This window comes from Actinophytocola xinjiangensis (genome assembly GCF_001921215.1).
Taxonomy (GTDB): domain Bacteria; phylum Actinomycetota; class Actinomycetes; order Mycobacteriales; family Pseudonocardiaceae; genus Actinophytocola; species Actinophytocola xinjiangensis.
This window is the reverse complement of record NZ_MSIF01000007.1, coordinates 355986-369992: the sequence shown is the minus strand read 5'-3', so window position 1 is coordinate 369992 and position 14007 is coordinate 355986. Positions and strand designations below refer to the sequence as shown.

The 14007-nt window shown below is 70.8% G+C and carries 16 protein-coding genes and 1 pseudogene; 14 read left to right on the top strand and 3 right to left on the bottom strand.

The features are described 5' to 3' along the window. The 13 genes and pseudogenes from BLA60_RS44240 to BLA60_RS17700 all read left to right on the top strand — a co-directional run. Positions 1-803: pseudogene (locus BLA60_RS44240) on the top strand (hypothetical protein); the annotation flags it as partial. Next, the gene (locus BLA60_RS17755) at positions 800-1240 is read left to right on the top strand and encodes a roadblock/LC7 domain-containing protein (RefSeq protein ID WP_075133994.1); all 441 of its coding nucleotides are present in this window, start codon (positions 800-802) and stop codon (positions 1238-1240) included. The pseudogene BLA60_RS44240 and the gene BLA60_RS17755, both read left to right, overlap by 4 nt. Further along, positions 1237-1773: a DUF742 domain-containing protein gene (locus BLA60_RS17750; RefSeq protein ID WP_245812029.1), complete on the top strand. Its 537-nt coding sequence runs from the start codon at positions 1237-1239 to the stop codon at positions 1771-1773. Before BLA60_RS17755 ends, BLA60_RS17750 begins: the two co-directional genes overlap by 4 nt. 34 nt (positions 1774-1807) lie before the next feature. Beyond that, positions 1808-2371: a GTP-binding protein gene (locus BLA60_RS17745; RefSeq protein WP_084735024.1), complete on the top strand. Its 564-nt coding sequence runs from the start codon at positions 1808-1810 to the stop codon at positions 2369-2371. 26 nt (positions 2372-2397) lie between these two features. After that, positions 2398-3549: an acyl-CoA dehydrogenase family protein gene (locus BLA60_RS17740; RefSeq protein WP_075134035.1), complete on the top strand. Its 1152-nt coding sequence runs from the start codon at positions 2398-2400 to the stop codon at positions 3547-3549. 100 nt (positions 3550-3649) lie between these two features. Further along, on the top strand, positions 3650-4354 hold the full coding sequence (locus BLA60_RS17735) for an energy-coupling factor ABC transporter permease (protein ID WP_170108399.1): 705 nt from the start codon (positions 3650-3652) through the stop codon (positions 4352-4354). Next, positions 4351-4701 (top strand): PDGLE domain-containing protein, encoded by a 351-nt coding sequence (locus BLA60_RS17730; RefSeq protein WP_075133992.1) that lies wholly within the window; start codon positions 4351-4353, stop codon positions 4699-4701. Before BLA60_RS17735 ends, BLA60_RS17730 begins: the two co-directional genes overlap by 4 nt. Next, the gene (cbiQ, locus tag BLA60_RS17725; RefSeq protein WP_075133991.1) at positions 4694-5452 is read left to right on the top strand and encodes a cobalt ECF transporter T component CbiQ; all 759 of its coding nucleotides are present in this window, start codon (positions 4694-4696) and stop codon (positions 5450-5452) included. The genes BLA60_RS17730 and cbiQ overlap by 8 nt, the downstream gene beginning before the upstream one ends. Continuing rightward, the gene (locus BLA60_RS17720; RefSeq protein WP_075133990.1) at positions 5440-6195 is read left to right on the top strand and encodes an energy-coupling factor ABC transporter ATP-binding protein; all 756 of its coding nucleotides are present in this window, start codon (positions 5440-5442) and stop codon (positions 6193-6195) included. Before cbiQ ends, BLA60_RS17720 begins: the two co-directional genes overlap by 13 nt. Positions 6196-6256: 61 nt before the next feature. Then, positions 6257-6760 carry a SigE family RNA polymerase sigma factor gene (locus tag BLA60_RS17715; RefSeq protein ID WP_075133989.1) on the top strand — a complete coding sequence of 168 codons (504 nt, stop codon included), beginning with the start codon at positions 6257-6259 and terminating at the stop codon, positions 6758-6760. 3 nt (positions 6761-6763) lie between these two features. Beyond that, the gene (locus BLA60_RS17710) at positions 6764-7555 is read left to right on the top strand and encodes a hypothetical protein (RefSeq protein WP_075133988.1); all 792 of its coding nucleotides are present in this window, start codon (positions 6764-6766) and stop codon (positions 7553-7555) included. A gap of 63 nt (positions 7556-7618) precedes the next feature. Continuing rightward, positions 7619-8710, top strand: a complete 1092-nt coding sequence (gcvT, locus tag BLA60_RS17705) for a glycine cleavage system aminomethyltransferase GcvT (RefSeq protein ID WP_075133987.1) — start codon at positions 7619-7621, stop codon at positions 8708-8710. 77 nt (positions 8711-8787) lie between these two features. After that, positions 8788-10032: a hypothetical protein gene (locus tag BLA60_RS17700; protein ID WP_075133986.1), complete on the top strand. Its 1245-nt coding sequence runs from the start codon at positions 8788-8790 to the stop codon at positions 10030-10032. Positions 10033-10152: 120 nt separating this feature from the next. Here the strand turns inward: BLA60_RS17700 and BLA60_RS17695 are convergent, their stop codons facing one another. Together BLA60_RS17695 and ku are read right to left on the bottom strand one after the other, a co-directional pair. Next, entirely contained in the window at positions 10153-11685 is a 1533-nt protein-coding gene (locus tag BLA60_RS17695) for a hypothetical protein (protein WP_075133985.1), read from the bottom strand. A gap of 83 nt (positions 11686-11768) precedes the next feature. Further along, positions 11769-12716 (bottom strand): non-homologous end joining protein Ku, encoded by a 948-nt coding sequence (gene ku / locus BLA60_RS17690; protein WP_075134033.1) that lies wholly within the window; start codon positions 12714-12716, stop codon positions 11769-11771. Between the two features lie 141 nt (positions 12717-12857). On the opposite strand from ku, the gene BLA60_RS17685 reads away from it, so the two are divergent. After that, positions 12858-13157, top strand: coding sequence for a WhiB family transcriptional regulator (locus tag BLA60_RS17685; RefSeq protein ID WP_075133984.1), 300 nt, complete (start codon positions 12858-12860; stop codon positions 13155-13157). Here BLA60_RS17685 and BLA60_RS17680 read toward each other — a convergent pair. Further along, complete coding sequence (locus BLA60_RS17680; RefSeq protein ID WP_075133983.1) at positions 13142-13987, bottom strand: alpha/beta hydrolase; 846 nt, start codon at positions 13985-13987, stop codon at positions 13142-13144. The two genes, BLA60_RS17685 and BLA60_RS17680, sit on opposite strands and share 16 nt — an antisense overlap. Positions 13988-14007: the final 20 nt, after the last annotated feature.

The following is a 14007-nucleotide window of genomic DNA, read 5'->3' as shown; positions in this document are numbered from 1 at the left end:
CCCCCCGCGCGCCGCGGCCCCACCCCCGGCGCACGTCGGCCGGCGGCCCCCCTCAGTCCCTGTTCGCGCCGTGGGGGCCCACCGGGCCGCCCCCGGCCGCCCCGCCCCGCCGGCTGGACGAGACCACCCCGATCTTCGACGAGATGGTCTCGGCCTGGTTCCGGACCGACCCGCCGGCCACGGAACCGGCACCCCCACCGGCGGAAACGCCCGGCCGGCCGTGGCGGTTCGACGCCGACGCCGGGTTCGACGTCGCCCGCGCGGCGTCCCGGGCCGAACCCGTCGAGTACACCGACAACGGGTTGCCGCGCCGCAACCCCCGGCAGAACCTCGTTCCCGGCAGTGTCGCCGGCCAGAAGGGCAGTGTCTCCGGCCAGAAGGGCGCTGTCCCCGGCCAGAAGGGCGCCCCGCCGCCCGCCCGGCCGGGCAAGGCCGCCGAGGACATGCGCGAACGGCTCAGCAACTACCACTACGGCGTGCGCCGGGCCCGCGACCACGGCGGTGGTCCGGTGGAGTGGCACTTCGCGGCCGACGGCGGCTGGCGGGCGGCCAACGCGGTCTCCTCGGCCAAGCCCGTCGAGTTCACCCCCGGCGGGTTGCCGCGACGCACCCCGCTGGACCACCTCCTTCCCGGCAGCGTCCCCCCGGCCAGCCCCGACGGGCAGCCGCGAGCCGAACGGGCCGAGGAGCTTCGCGGCCGTCTCGGCAGCTTCCAGCAGGGCCTCTCGCGCGGCCGGCGCAACGTCGCCGATCGGCCGGGGGGCAACGGTATCCGGGAAAACGAGCAACAGGAGCGTGAATGACTTCCCCGCAGTCCCAACCGAGCCAGTTCGGATGGCTGGTCAACGACTTCGCCGAACGGGTACCCGGTGTCGCCCACGCCGTCGTCGTCTCCGCCGACGGGCTGCTGCTCACGTCCTCGGCCAGGCTGCCGGTCGACCGCGCCGACCAGTTGGCCGCGGTCGCCTCCGGGCTGGTGAGCCTGACCCAGGGCGCCGCACGGTGCTTCGAGGCCGGCGAGGTGAAGGAGACCATCGTCGAGATGCAGGGCGGCATCATGCTGCTGATGGCCATCAGCGACGGGTCCTGCCTGGCCGTGCTGGCCGCGCCGGTGTGTGACATCGGCCAGGTCGCCTACGAGATGACCCTGCTCGTCGATCGCGTCGGTCAGCTCCTGACGCCCGAACTCCGGGCTCAGCTCAAGGGCGCCGGCGGGAGGATGGTTGGGCTGCCGGCGTGAGCTACGACGAGTTCGACAACGGCACGTTCGCCGATCTGGTGAACGGTCTGACCTTCGCCGGCCGTGGGCGAAAACGGGGGAAGGGCGCCACCATGTCCACTTCGGACACCAGAGTCGAGAACGGATCGGGTCAGGAGATCATGAAACGCATCGACTGGCGGCCAGCCCCGGTGTCCGACCACGAGTTCGACGCCGACGCGGCGATCGTGCGGCCCTACGCGTGGACCAGAGGCCGCACGAAGTCCACAGTGGACCTTCGAATCGAGGTGATGGTGTCCACCAGTGAACTGGGCGAGGACATCGACGCCCTCCCGCAGATCGAGCACCGGTCGGTCGCCGAGCTGTGTGCCGAGCCGAGGTCGGTCGCCGAGGTCGCCACGATGCTCGCGGTCCCGCTCGGCGTCGCCAAGGTCCTGCTCGGGGACATGGCCGGACTCGGCCTGGTCATCGTGCACAAGACGGCTACCGGTGGTGCCAACAAGGCTCACCTCAGGTTGATGGAAAGGGTGTTGAGTGGACTCCGTCGGCTTTGACGTACCAGGCGCCGGCCCGGGCGAAGGCCCGTCGATGACCTCCGTGAAGATCGTCGTCGGCGGCGGGTTCGGTGCCGGCAAGACGACCTTCGTCGGTTCGGTCTCCGAGATCATGCCGCTGACCACCGAGGCGGCGATGACCGAGGCGAGCAGGGGGATCGACAACCTCGATGCCACCCCCGGCAAGGCGACCACCACCGTGGCGATGGACTTCGGCCGGGTGTCGCTGGACCGGGACCTGGTGCTCTACCTGTTCGGCACGCCCGGCCAGGAGCGGTTCTGGTTCATGTGGGACGACCTGGTGCGCGGCGCGATCGGCGCGGTCGTGCTGACCGACACCAGGCGGCTGGCCGACTCGTTCTCGCCGATCGACTTCTTCGAGGACCGGGGCCTGCCCTACGTGATCGGGCTGAACTGCTTCGACGGCCGGCGCGAGCACACCGTCGAGGAGGTGCGCGACGCGCTGGCCATCGGGCTGGAGGTCCCCATCGTGACCTGCGACGCACGGAACCGGCAGTCGGTCAAGCAGACGTTGATCACGATGGTCGAGTACTCGATGGATCGCTGGGTCGCGACCCACGGCGCGGGTGTTCGCTAAGCGCTCGCTTAGGTATGGTCGCCGGCATGGATCTGTCCCTCAGCGAAGAGCAGGCGGCGCTGCGCGACCTCGCGCGCGACTTCGTCGACCGTGAGGTCGTGCCCCATGTGCGCGACTGGGACCTGGCCGAACAGGTCGACCGTTCGATCGTCGGAAAGCTGGGCGAGGTGGGTTTCCTCGGCCTGACCGTGCCGGAGGAGTACGGCGGTTCGGGCGGGGACCACCTGGCCTACTGCCTGATGATGGAGGAGATCGGCCGGGGCGACTCGGCCATCCGGGGCATCGTGTCGGTGTCGCTGGGCCTGGTCGGCAAGACGATCCTGTCCTACGGCACCACCGAGCAGAAGACCCGGTGGCTGCCCGGCCTGTGCTCGGGCGAGTCGCTGGCCTGTTTCGGCCTCACCGAGCCCGACACCGGTTCCGACGCCGGCAACCTGGCCACCAGGGCCGTCCGCGACGGCGACGACTGGGTGCTGTCCGGCACGAAGATGTTCATCACCAACGGCACCTGGGCCGACCTGGCCCTGGTGTTCGCCCGCACCGGCGAGGACGGCCCGCGCGGCGTGAGCGCCTTCCTGGTGCCGACCTCGTCGGCCGGCTTCGAACACCGGGAGATCAAGGGCAAGCTGGGGTTGCGCGGCCAGTCGACGGGGGAGCTGATCCTCGACGGTGTCCGCGTCCCGTCCTCGGCCCTGCTCGGCGACGAGGGCCAGGGCTTCAAGATCGCGATGGCGGCGCTGGACAAGGGCCGGATGTCGGTCGCCGCCGGCTGTGTCGGCCTCGCGCGGGCGGCGCTGGAGGCCTCCACCCGCTACGCCGGGGAACGCCAGCAGTTCGGCAAACCGATCGCCGGTTTCCAACTGGTGCAGCAGATGCTGGCGGACATGGCGGTGGGCACCGACGCCGCACGTCTGCTGGTGTGGCGGGTGGCCGACCTGATCGACCGGGGCGAGTCGTTCCGCACCGAGGCGTCGATGGCCAAGCTGTACGCGAGCGAGAACGCCGTCAACGCCGCCAACCTGGCGATCCAGGTCTACGGCGGCTACGGCTACCTCGACGAGTACCCGGTCGCGAAGATCCTGCGCGACGCCAGGGTGATGACCCTCTACGAGGGCACCAGCCAGGTGCAGAAGCTGCTCATCGGGCGTTCACTGACCGGCCTGAACGCGTTCGTCTGAGCGTGACGCGGCGGTCGTCGCAAGTCACAGTTTGTTGCAAGACTCTGGCGACAACCGCGTCCCGGTGCTTAGTGTGATGGTCGTGTCCGCCTCGACAGCCATGCACATGAGCGACGGGTTGATCAACGCGCCCGTCTCGGTGATCTTCGCGGGGGTGGCGGTGGCCGGCCTGGCCGCCGCCCTCGTCGGTGCCCGGCGCGACCTCGACGACCGCACGGCGCCGATGGCCGGGCTGGTGGCCGCGTTCGTGTTCGCCACCCAGATGCTGAACTTCCCGATCCTGCCGGGGGTCAGCGGCCACCTGCTCGGCGGCGCGCTGGCCGCGATCCTGGTCGGGCCCTGGGTCGGTGCGCTGTGCGTGGGCATCGTGCTGGCCGTGCAGGCGCTGGTGTTCGCCGACGGGGGACTGACCGCGCTCGGCGCGAACGTCACCAACATGGCGCTGATCGGGGTGGCCGCAGGGTTCGGCACGGCGATGCTGCTGCGCCCGCTGGCCGCCCGTGGCCGCACCGGGCTGATGATCGTGTGTTTCGTCGCGGCGTTCGTCAACACGGTCGTGGCCTCGGCGGGGTTCATCCTGCAGTTCGCGCTGGGCGGCGACGCGGCGTTCTCGCTGGGGGCGGTCGCCGGTTCGGTCCTCGGACTGCACTGCCTGATCGGGATCGGGGAGGGCGTGATCACCGCGCTGACCGTCGGCGCGGTCGCCGCCGCCCGGCCCGACCTGGTCCACCTGCTGCGCGGGCGGTCCGCGCCGCTGGAACTGCGTGACGCCCCGGTCGCGACCCCGAAGGAGAGCACGGCATGACCGCCGACACCCGTCGCAGAAGTCTGTTCCTGGTGGGGTTCGCGGTGGTGGCGCTGGTGATCGCGGGGGCCCTGTCCTACCTGGCCGACCCGAACCCCGACGGGCTGGACACCGCCACCCTCGACGGGTGTGAGGTCGTCGAGACCGACGCCGGAGAGGAACTGGTCGGCGACTGCATCGCCCGCAACGCGCAGGACCACGACTTGGCCGCGAGCCCGCTGGCCGACTACGCCGTCGACGGCGACGACCGGTTCACCGGCCTGGCCGGGGTGCTCGGCGTCGTGGTCACGCTGGTGATCGCCGGCGGCCTGTTCTGGTTGCTGCGCAAGCGCCCCCACCGTGAGTAGCGGTCACCACCTGCTGTATCGCCCCGGCGACTCGGTGGTCCACCGGCTGCCGGCCCAGGTGAAGATCGTCTGCGCGCTGCTGGGCGTGCTCTGCGTGGTCGCCACGCCACGCACCGAGTTCCTGGCCTTCGCCGGCTACCTGGTGCTGCTGGCGGTGATCTGGGCGATCGCCGCCGTGCCGTTCGGGCACATCGCCCGGCGGGCGGTCATCGAGGTGCCGTTCGTGGTGATCGCGCTGGTCATGCCGTTCCTCGGTGGCGGCGACCGGATCACCGTGCTGGGCATGAGCCTGTCCGAGCAGGGCACGCTCGCCGGCTGGAACATCCTCGCCAAGGGCACCCTCGGCGTGCTGGTCTCGCTGACCCTCGCCGCGACCACCACCCCGGGTGAACTGGTCGTGGGCCTTCAGCGGCTGCGGGCGCCGGCGGTGATCACCACCATCGCCACGCTGATGCTGCGCTACCTGGAGGTCATCGCCGCCGAGGCCCGCCGGATGCGCACCGCGCGCGTCTCCCGTGGCCACGACCCGAGGTTCCTCTGGCAGGTCGGCGCCACCGCCCGCGGGATCGGCACCCTGTTCGTCCGCAGCTACGAACGCGGCGAACGCGTCCACCTGGCGATGGTCTCCCGGGGCTGGACGGGCCGGATGCCCGACTACGGGGCCCCGGCCACGCTGCGTACCTGGCTCACCGGCCTGACCCCGGTCCTGGTGACCGGCGCCGTCCTGGCGGCGGCAGTATGGCTGCCGTGACAGGTGAACCGACGCCGCCGGCGCTGCTCGTCGAGCGGCTGGCCTACGCCTACCCGGACGGCCACCAGGCGCTCTACGGCGTGGACCTGCGGGTCGAGCCGGGGGAGCGGGTGGCGGTGCTCGGGCCCAACGGCGCCGGCAAGACCACGCTGGTGCTGCACCTCAACGGCGTGCTCACCGGCGGCACCGGGCGGATCGAGGTTGCCGGCCTGCCGGTGGTGAAGTCGAACCTGCGGGAGATCCGCCGGCGGGTCGGCATCGTCTTCCAGGACCCCGACGACCAGCTGTTCATGCCGACGGTCGCGCAGGACGTGGCGTTCGGCCCGGCGAACTTCGGCCTGTCCGGCGACGCGCTGACCAAGCGTGTCCACGAGGCGCTCGACGCGGTCGGCATGGCCGGCCACCTCGACCGCTCGCCGCCGCACCTGTCCGGCGGGCAGCGCCGCCGCGTCGCCCTGGCGACCGTGCTGGCCTGCGACCCGGAGATCCTGGTGCTCGACGAGCCGTCGTCGAACCTGGAACCGGTGGCCCGCCGGGAACTGGCCGAGGTGCTGCTGGAACTGGGCCGCACGACGCTCATGGTCACCCACGACCTGCCCTACGCGCTGCAACTGTGCCCGCGCAGCGTCCTGATCGACGACGGCGTGGTGGTCGCCGACGGCCCGACCCGCGACCTGCTGGCCGACACCGCGCTGCTGGCCGCCCACCGCCTCGAACTTCCCTACGGATTCCGCCTGGACTGAGCAACCCCGCTTCGCCCGCGCGCCGTTGACCGGGTGTGGAGGCGAACACGGGGGAGGCCGGATGAACCGGGCTGACGAGGCGGCGTACCGCGACTACGTGACCGCGCGCATGGACTCGTTGCGCCGCGTCGCGTACCTGCTGTGTCGCGACTGGCACACGGCGGACGACCTGGTGTCGGTGACGATCACCAAGCTCTACCGGCACTTCGCGCGGGTCAAGGACGAGGTGCGGCTCGACGGCTACGTGCGGCGGATCATGCTGCGGGTGTGGCTCGACGAGCGCCGCCGGCCGTGGCGGCGCGAACAGCCGACCGCCGACCTGCCCGACGTCGAGCAGCCGACCCGGCACGAGGTGGTCGACCGGGCCCAGGTCCTCGACCTGCTCGACGGCCTGCCGCCGCGACAGCGGGCAGCCGTGGTGCTGCGCCTCTACTGCGATCTCTCGGTGGCCGAGACCGCCGAGATCCTCGGGTGTACCGCCGGAACCGTGAAGAGCCAGACCGCGCGGGGGCTCGACACGCTGCGGGCACGGGCACTCGAGGTACCGACAAGGTCAACGGAGTGAATCATGGACAAGAACACGTTCGACGACGCGATCGGTGAGCCGCCCCCGTCCACCGTGCGCGTGGACGAGGCCATCGCGCGGGGACGCCGCGAGGCGCGGGTCCGGCAGATGGCCACCCCGGTGGCCGGGGCCGTGGCGGTGGTCGCGCTCACGGTCGGCGCGGTGTCGTTCCTGGCGCCCGATCCGTCGCGGACCCCATCGGCGACCCCGTCCAGCCCCACGGCGATCATCCCGACCGGGTGCCCGCCGACCCTGACCGAAACCGACAGGGAGGCGACCGGTCGGCTCTCCGCCCTGGCCCGTGAGCTGGTCGGCGACCGGCTCCCCGACGGCGCCCGGCTGGTCGACGGCGAGGGCGACGGGAGCCACGAGCCGCTGGAGTTCGTCAAGACCCAGAACAGGATCATCGAGTGGGTCGAGTGTGCGGCGCGGCCGGACGAGCCGGACGGCCGGTACACGACGGGGGCCGGTATCGCCGTCGCCGGCGGCGAGGCGGCGATCGAGTTCACCGTGTACCCCTATCAGGGCGTTGGCCGGGCCGATCCGTGCGGGCCGTGGGCGGGTACGGACCCCGCGCCGGAGTGTGCCTCCATCGCCGGACCTGACGGTGAGGCGGTCCACACCCGGGTGGACGAGACCGCGAACGCGTCGGCGACCCTCGTGTCGGTGATCAAGCCGGACGGGACCTGCCTCGAGGTCAGCTACCACTCACCCGACCGGTCGATCCCGTCTCCGCTGTCGCTGGACGAGGTCGTCGAGATCGCCCTGGACCCGGGGATGACCCTCTACCCGTGAGGTCTGCCTGGCCCGGTACCCCCGTTGTTCCGGCTGGGTACCGGGCCAGGCAGGATCGCTGTCATGAGCACATCTTCCCCTCTGCACGACGTCCACGCCGCCCTCGGCGCGTCGTTCACCGACTTCGCCGGCTGGTCGATGCCGCTGCGTTACGGCAGTGAGCTCGCCGAGCACCGGGCGGTGCGCGAGGCCGCCGGCCTGTTCGACCTGTCCCACATGGGCGAGATCGAGCTGACCGGCCCGGAGGCCGGCCGCGCGCTGGACTACGCGCTGGTGGGGAACCTGTCCGGGCTGAAGGTGGGGCGTGCCCGGTACACGATGATCTGTGACGCCGCCGGCGGGGTGCTCGACGACCTGGTGGTGTACCGGCTGGGCGAGGACCACTTCATGGTGGTGGCCAACGCGTCCAACTCGGACCTGGTGGCCGGGGAGCTGCGTTCGCGCGCGGAGGGCTTCACCGTCGAGGTGGACGACCGGTCGCGGAACTGCGCGCTGGTGGCCTGCCAGGGCCCGCGCTCGGCGGGGATCATCGGCCGGGTGTGCGACGCCGACCTGGACACCCTGACCTACTACGGCAGTGTGCCGACCCGGGTCGCCGGGCACGACGTGCTGCTGGCCAGGACCGGCTACACCGGCGAGGACGGCTTCGAGGTGTTCGCGCAGGCCGAGCACGCCACCGACGTGTGGGCGGCGCTGACCGGGGCCGGCGAGGCCGACGGTCTGCTGCCGGCCGGCCTGGCGGCCCGCGACACGCTGCGCCTGGAGGCGGGGATGCCGCTGTACGGCAACGAGCTGTCGGCCGACATGAGCCCGTTCGACGCGGGCCTGGGCCGGGTCGTCAAGTTCGACAAGGCGGCGGACTTCGTTGGCCGCGCGGCGCTGGAGGAGCGGGCGAAGAACCCGGCCGACCACAAGCGCGTCGGCCTGACCTCCGAGGGCCGCCGGGCGCCGCGCCACGGCTACCCGGTCCTCGACGGCGACACCCCGGTCGGCACGGTGACCAGCGGTGCGCTGTCGCCGACCCTCGGGCACCCGATCGCGATGGCCTACGTCCCGCCAGCGCTGACCGAGCCCGGCACGGCGCTGTTCGTGGACGTGCGCGGCAAGGCGCAGCCGGTGGAGGTCGTGAAGCTGCCGTTCTACAAGCGCGCGTAACCGCGGGCGAAGCGCGACCGAAGCGCCCCTGGACACACTCCCACCCCAACAGGCAACGACCGACAGGGGTGAGTGAGATGGGTGTACGGCTGACCATGGCCGGCATCGGGATGTGCGTGGCGTTGGTGGCGGGCTGCGGCGCGGTGACCGCCGGGGAGGCGAGCCCGTCCGCCTCCCCGGAGGGTGAGGCCGCGGGGACGACGGAGCTGCCTGACCTGACCGGCCAGCAGGTGTGTGACCTGCTGTCGGCGGAGACCCTGGCCAAGTACACCCCGGACGCGCGGATCAGCAACGGCACGGTCCAGTCGACCGAGTCCGTCAAGCAGGCGTTGTGCCAGGTCAGCGCCACGGACGGCAACAACTTCCGTTTCCTGACCGTCGAGGTCAACGCGGTCCTGACGGTGGACATGAACGGTGACATGGTCGACGGCACCAGTGCCGAGACGGCCGCCTCCGACTGGCTGGCGTCCCAGCGCGCCGGCAAACCCGACACCGCCGACCTGAACGGCGTCGGCGACGAGGGATTCACGACGTTCGTGGTGGACGAGGCCGACGGCCGCACCGAGGCGTCGGCCCTGTTCCGCGGCGGAATGTGGGGCGTGAAAGCCGTCTACCACGGCGGTGACCGCCCCAACCCGGATGATCGGGACAACAAGGTCTACCTGACCCGGGAGGTGCTGATCGCGGCGCTCACCGAGGTCGGCACCGAGATCGCCACGAACCTCCCGTCCCTGACCAGCGGCGGCGCCACCACCGCACCCGACGGCGACCTCTCCGGCGACATGCTCTGCGAGACCCTGTCCGAGGCGCTGATCGACCGCTACCTCCCGAAGCCGAAGACCGGCACCAGCACCAGCTCCTACGGCATGGCCGAGTGCCGGTGGAACAGCGCCGTCCCCCGACCCGACTCACCGGGCCTGCGCCTGCGCAACGCCTCCGTCACAGTGTCCGCGGTGGCACAGAACCCCGAGGGCGACTACGAGAAGGCCAAGCAGGACGCCCAGGAGGACTACGCCGACGGCCCGGACAAGGACGGACCGAGCAAGGGCGCGACCGCCGAAGCGCCCGTCGACCTACCCGACCTCGGCACGGCGGCCTTCCTGGTGGTGGGCCACAGCCTCGTTCCGTCCACCTCCGCGAGGATCACCGTCCTCCTCCCCGGCAGCCGTCTGGTCGTCATCACCTACGGCGGCGGCGACGCCGCCGAACTGGACACCGGCGACGGCAACACCAACCTGGGCGAACCCGCCGCCATCACCACCGAAGAAGCCACCGAGGCCGCCAAAGCCATGGCCAAGGAAGTCCTCTCCGCGCTGCCCTGACAAGGCGGCCCCGGACCCGTCGTTGGTCCCGACCGGGACCGGGGAGCCGTCCGTCTCGGCCAAGGAACCCGCAACCCGGCCCCCACCCCGAAGATCGCGGTGGGGGCTGGCTGTGGGTGGTCAGGAATCCCGAGCCGCGGCAACGGGAATCGGCAGCACGACCTCCTGGGAATTCCCGCACTGCCGCCGCCAACACCGGATCAGTTCCACGTTCCCGTTCGCCTGGAGGCCGGTCACCAGTGCCGGAACGGTCGCCTGGGACGCCTCGTCGTCGAACAACCGTGCCCGTGGGTCGGCCGCCACCTGGAGGAACGTCGTGGCGTTGCGAATGCCTCTGGCGTGCAGCTGCGAGCGCTTCTCCTCGGCGTCCTGGCCCAGCTGGGTGTAGAGAACGGCCTGGTCGGTCCAGTCGATGATCCGGTTGGGGGCCAGCCGGGTGTTCAGCAACAGGTCGACCAGGTCGGCGGTCGCCAGGTTGGGAACGTTCTCGATGTCCTCCTCCTCCAACCGGCTCTGGTGCCACACCGTCAGTCCGTCGAGCCGGTCGAGAGGAAGGGCCGACCGCATGCTCGGCACCGTCAGGAAAGGCAGCTTCTTCAGGTGGTGGGACAGGACCTGCCAGATCACCAACGGAAAGACGCCGATCACGAACGACACGGTGTGCAGCAGTCCGTCGTCGAGCAGGCGCAGGTGGTTGTTCACCACGGTCAGGACCCACACGCCGATGATGGCCAGAATGATCCGCATCGACACCTGGATGTAGGTGCTGCCGCGCAGGTCCTTGAGCGCGTACCGCCGGAACAGCATCTGGATGGCGAAGAAGTACGCCCCGATGAACGCCAGCGTGATCGGTTGCAGGGTCGGCGCCAGCGCGTCGATCCACTGCACCACACCGGCGCCCTCGTCCTGGATCACCGGGGGCAGGGTCAGCAGCCAGCCGATGGAGATCAGGGCCGTCGCGGTCAGCACGGGGACGGCGGCGGTCGTCACGCCGGACGCGCCGCTGAAGTCGTCGCGGGTGTAGCGCTCGAACTTGTTGTCCTGCACCGTTCTGTGCACGACCTCGGGCAGATCGCCGTACACGGCGCCGAAGCGTTGCAGGTAGCCGGAGATGCGGCGCCGTCGCGGGACCTCCGACTCGCCCGGCTGTTCGCTCATCAGGCCGAGCCGGTCGAGGTTGGCGAGGAACTCGTTGAGCAGGCTGGCCCTTCGGCTGGTGAGGAACAGGTACCACAGGATCGCCGGCAGCAGGCACACCACCAGCAGCAGCGCGGCCCGCAGCGCCACCAGGTGCCAGTTCTCCGGCAGGACGGCGACACCGCCCAGCAGGACGATCATGGCCGGCGCGCCGACGAACATGACGAGCGCGGCGCGCCGCTGCGACCAGATCTTGCGCTTCTCGATCAGCAGTTTCTCCTGCTCCCTCGGCGACAGCGACTCCTTCGGGCGACGGCGAGACAGTAGCGCCCCCAGATGCCGCCGGACCAACAGCAGTGCGCCTGTGGCCAGCACGAGCAGCGCCCACCACAGGTCCAACAGTGTCTGCCGGGTGGTGTCGACCGACAGCAGCACACCGATTCCGAGCGCGACCGCCGTGCCGAGTCCGACCGCTGGCAGCAGGCGCCGGTTGATGACCGGAACGTATTTGGCCATGGCCGCCTCCCCAAAGACGCTCAGCCCAAATTCGTTCTCAGGTTACCGAGCGTTAGGGGTCGGTGGTGTGTCAGATGACGAGTTCAGGCGGCTCCGGCCTTGCGTCGCGCCTGCGCGACGGCGGCGGTGAGTTCCTCACGGCTCATCTTGGACCGGCCCTTGACGTCCAGATCACGCGCCAGTTTGTCCAGGTCGGCCTTGGTGAGGTCGTCGAGGTCCTGATCGGTCGAGGATGCCGGCTCGTCGCGGCGCTGTTTGCGGCCCTCGACGCTGCGGGACAGGGCCTCGAACAGGTCGACGACCTTCGTCGGCTCGGACGGTTCGGTCTCGGCGACGATCTCGCGGCCCTCGCGTTTGTCCTCGATGAGTTTCTCGACCTGTTCGGTGTAGGTGTCGTGGAAGTCCTCGGGGCGCCACTCGTCGGTCATCGACTCGATCAGGCTGACCGCCATGTCGATCTCCTTGCCGCGCGCGGTGGAGATCTCCGGCAGCGACTTGAGTTCCTTCGCCGGGTCGCGGATGTCCTCGGGGAACAGCAACGTGTTCAGCACCAGCATGCCGTCGCCGGCGCGCACCGCCGTCAGGTATTCCTTGCCACGCATGACGAACGACGCCACGCCCGCGCGGTTCGTCTTCTCCATGGCCTGCAACAGCAGCGAGTACGACTTGCCGTACTCCTCCTTGGCCGGCGCCAGCCAGTAGGTCTTCTGGAAGAAGATCGGGTCGATGTCGTCCAGTTCGACGAACGAGTTGATGTCGATCGTGCGGGAGCGGCCGGGCGCGATGGCCTCCAGCTCGTCCGGCTCGATGATCACGTACTCGCCGCCGCCGAGGTCGGCGCCCTTGACGATGTCGGAGAACGCCACCTCCTTGCCGGTGCGCTCGTTGATCCGCTTGTACCGGATCCGGTCCGACGTGCCCCGCTCGAACTGGCGGAAGCTGATCGTGTGATCCTCGGTCGCGCTGTAGAGCTCGACCGGAATGGTCACCAGACCGAAGTTGATCGCACCGCTCCAGATCGGTCGTGCCACTGTCATCGCCTCCCCGGCCGAAACCCGTACCCGATCATCATGACGTGTCCGACGACGGGCGCACCAGTCGTGTTTGTGCCACGATCCGCCGGGGTACCACCAGTCGCGTACGGGCAAGCGCGACTGACGGAGGAACAGCCCATGGTTGACGTGTCGAGGCTGCCGGGCCCAGTGGCGGAGACCTGGGACTGGCAACGACTGGGGGCCTGCCGGGGCCGCAACAGCGAGATGTTCTTCCATCCGAGGGCCGAACGGGGCCAGGCACGCGAGGAACGCATCGAAAGGGCCAAGGAGATCTGCCGGGGCTGTCCGGTGATCGTCGAGTGCCGCCACCACGCCCTGACCGTCTACGAGCCCTACGGCATCTGGGGTGGGCTCGACGAGAGCGAACGCCGGGCCGCCTACCAGCACCGCAAGCGCCGGGGTCAGCACGTGGCCTGAGGGCCGCTGCCGCTCGCGAGCCGGGCCGTGGCGTCGACCAGTCGGGGGCCGTCGAGCAGCACGGCGTCGTTGTGACCGGCGCCGGGCTCCTCGACGGTGGTGACCGGCCCAGCCGTCGCCTCCGCCACGGTCCGGCTCTGCGTCACCGGCACGACCTCGTCGGCCGACCCGAACACCACGGTCGTCGGCACGGTGACCCGCCTGACGTGCTCCACGACCGGGAACCGGTCCCGCAGCAGCAGCCTGACCGGCAGGAACGGGTAGTGCTCGGCGGCGACGTCGGCCAGTGCGGTGAACGGCGAGCGCAGCAGCAGCCCGCACGGCGGGTGTTCGGTGGCCAGTTCGGCGACGACCGCCGCGCCCAGGCTCTCCCCGAAGTACACGATCCGCCGCGCGCCCCGCTCGACCAGGTGGTCCCGGGCGGCGCGCACGTCCAGGGCGAGGCCGTCCTCGGTCGGGTCGCCGGGGTTGCCGCCATACCCTCGGTAGTCGAACAGCAGGACCGACAGGCCACGGGCCCGCAGCGCGGCCGCCAACGGCGCCCGATTCGCTCGGTTTCCGGCGTTGCCCTGGGCGACCAGCACCGTGACTCCGCGGTCGACTTCGGTGCCGACTCCGGTGTCGTCACCACGGGCGGGCACGAACCAGGCACCGAGCGTGAGGCCGTCGGCGGTGCGCAGCTCGACGTCGGACGCGCCGGGCAGCACCGTGTCCGCCGCCGGCACCGGACCGTCGGCCGGCAGGAAGACCAGCCGCCGCTGGAACAGGTAGGCGAGCACCAGGACCAGCACGGCCAGCGCCACGGCCCCGGCGAGCAGCTTCAGTAGCACCCGTCGAGTGTCGCGCCACC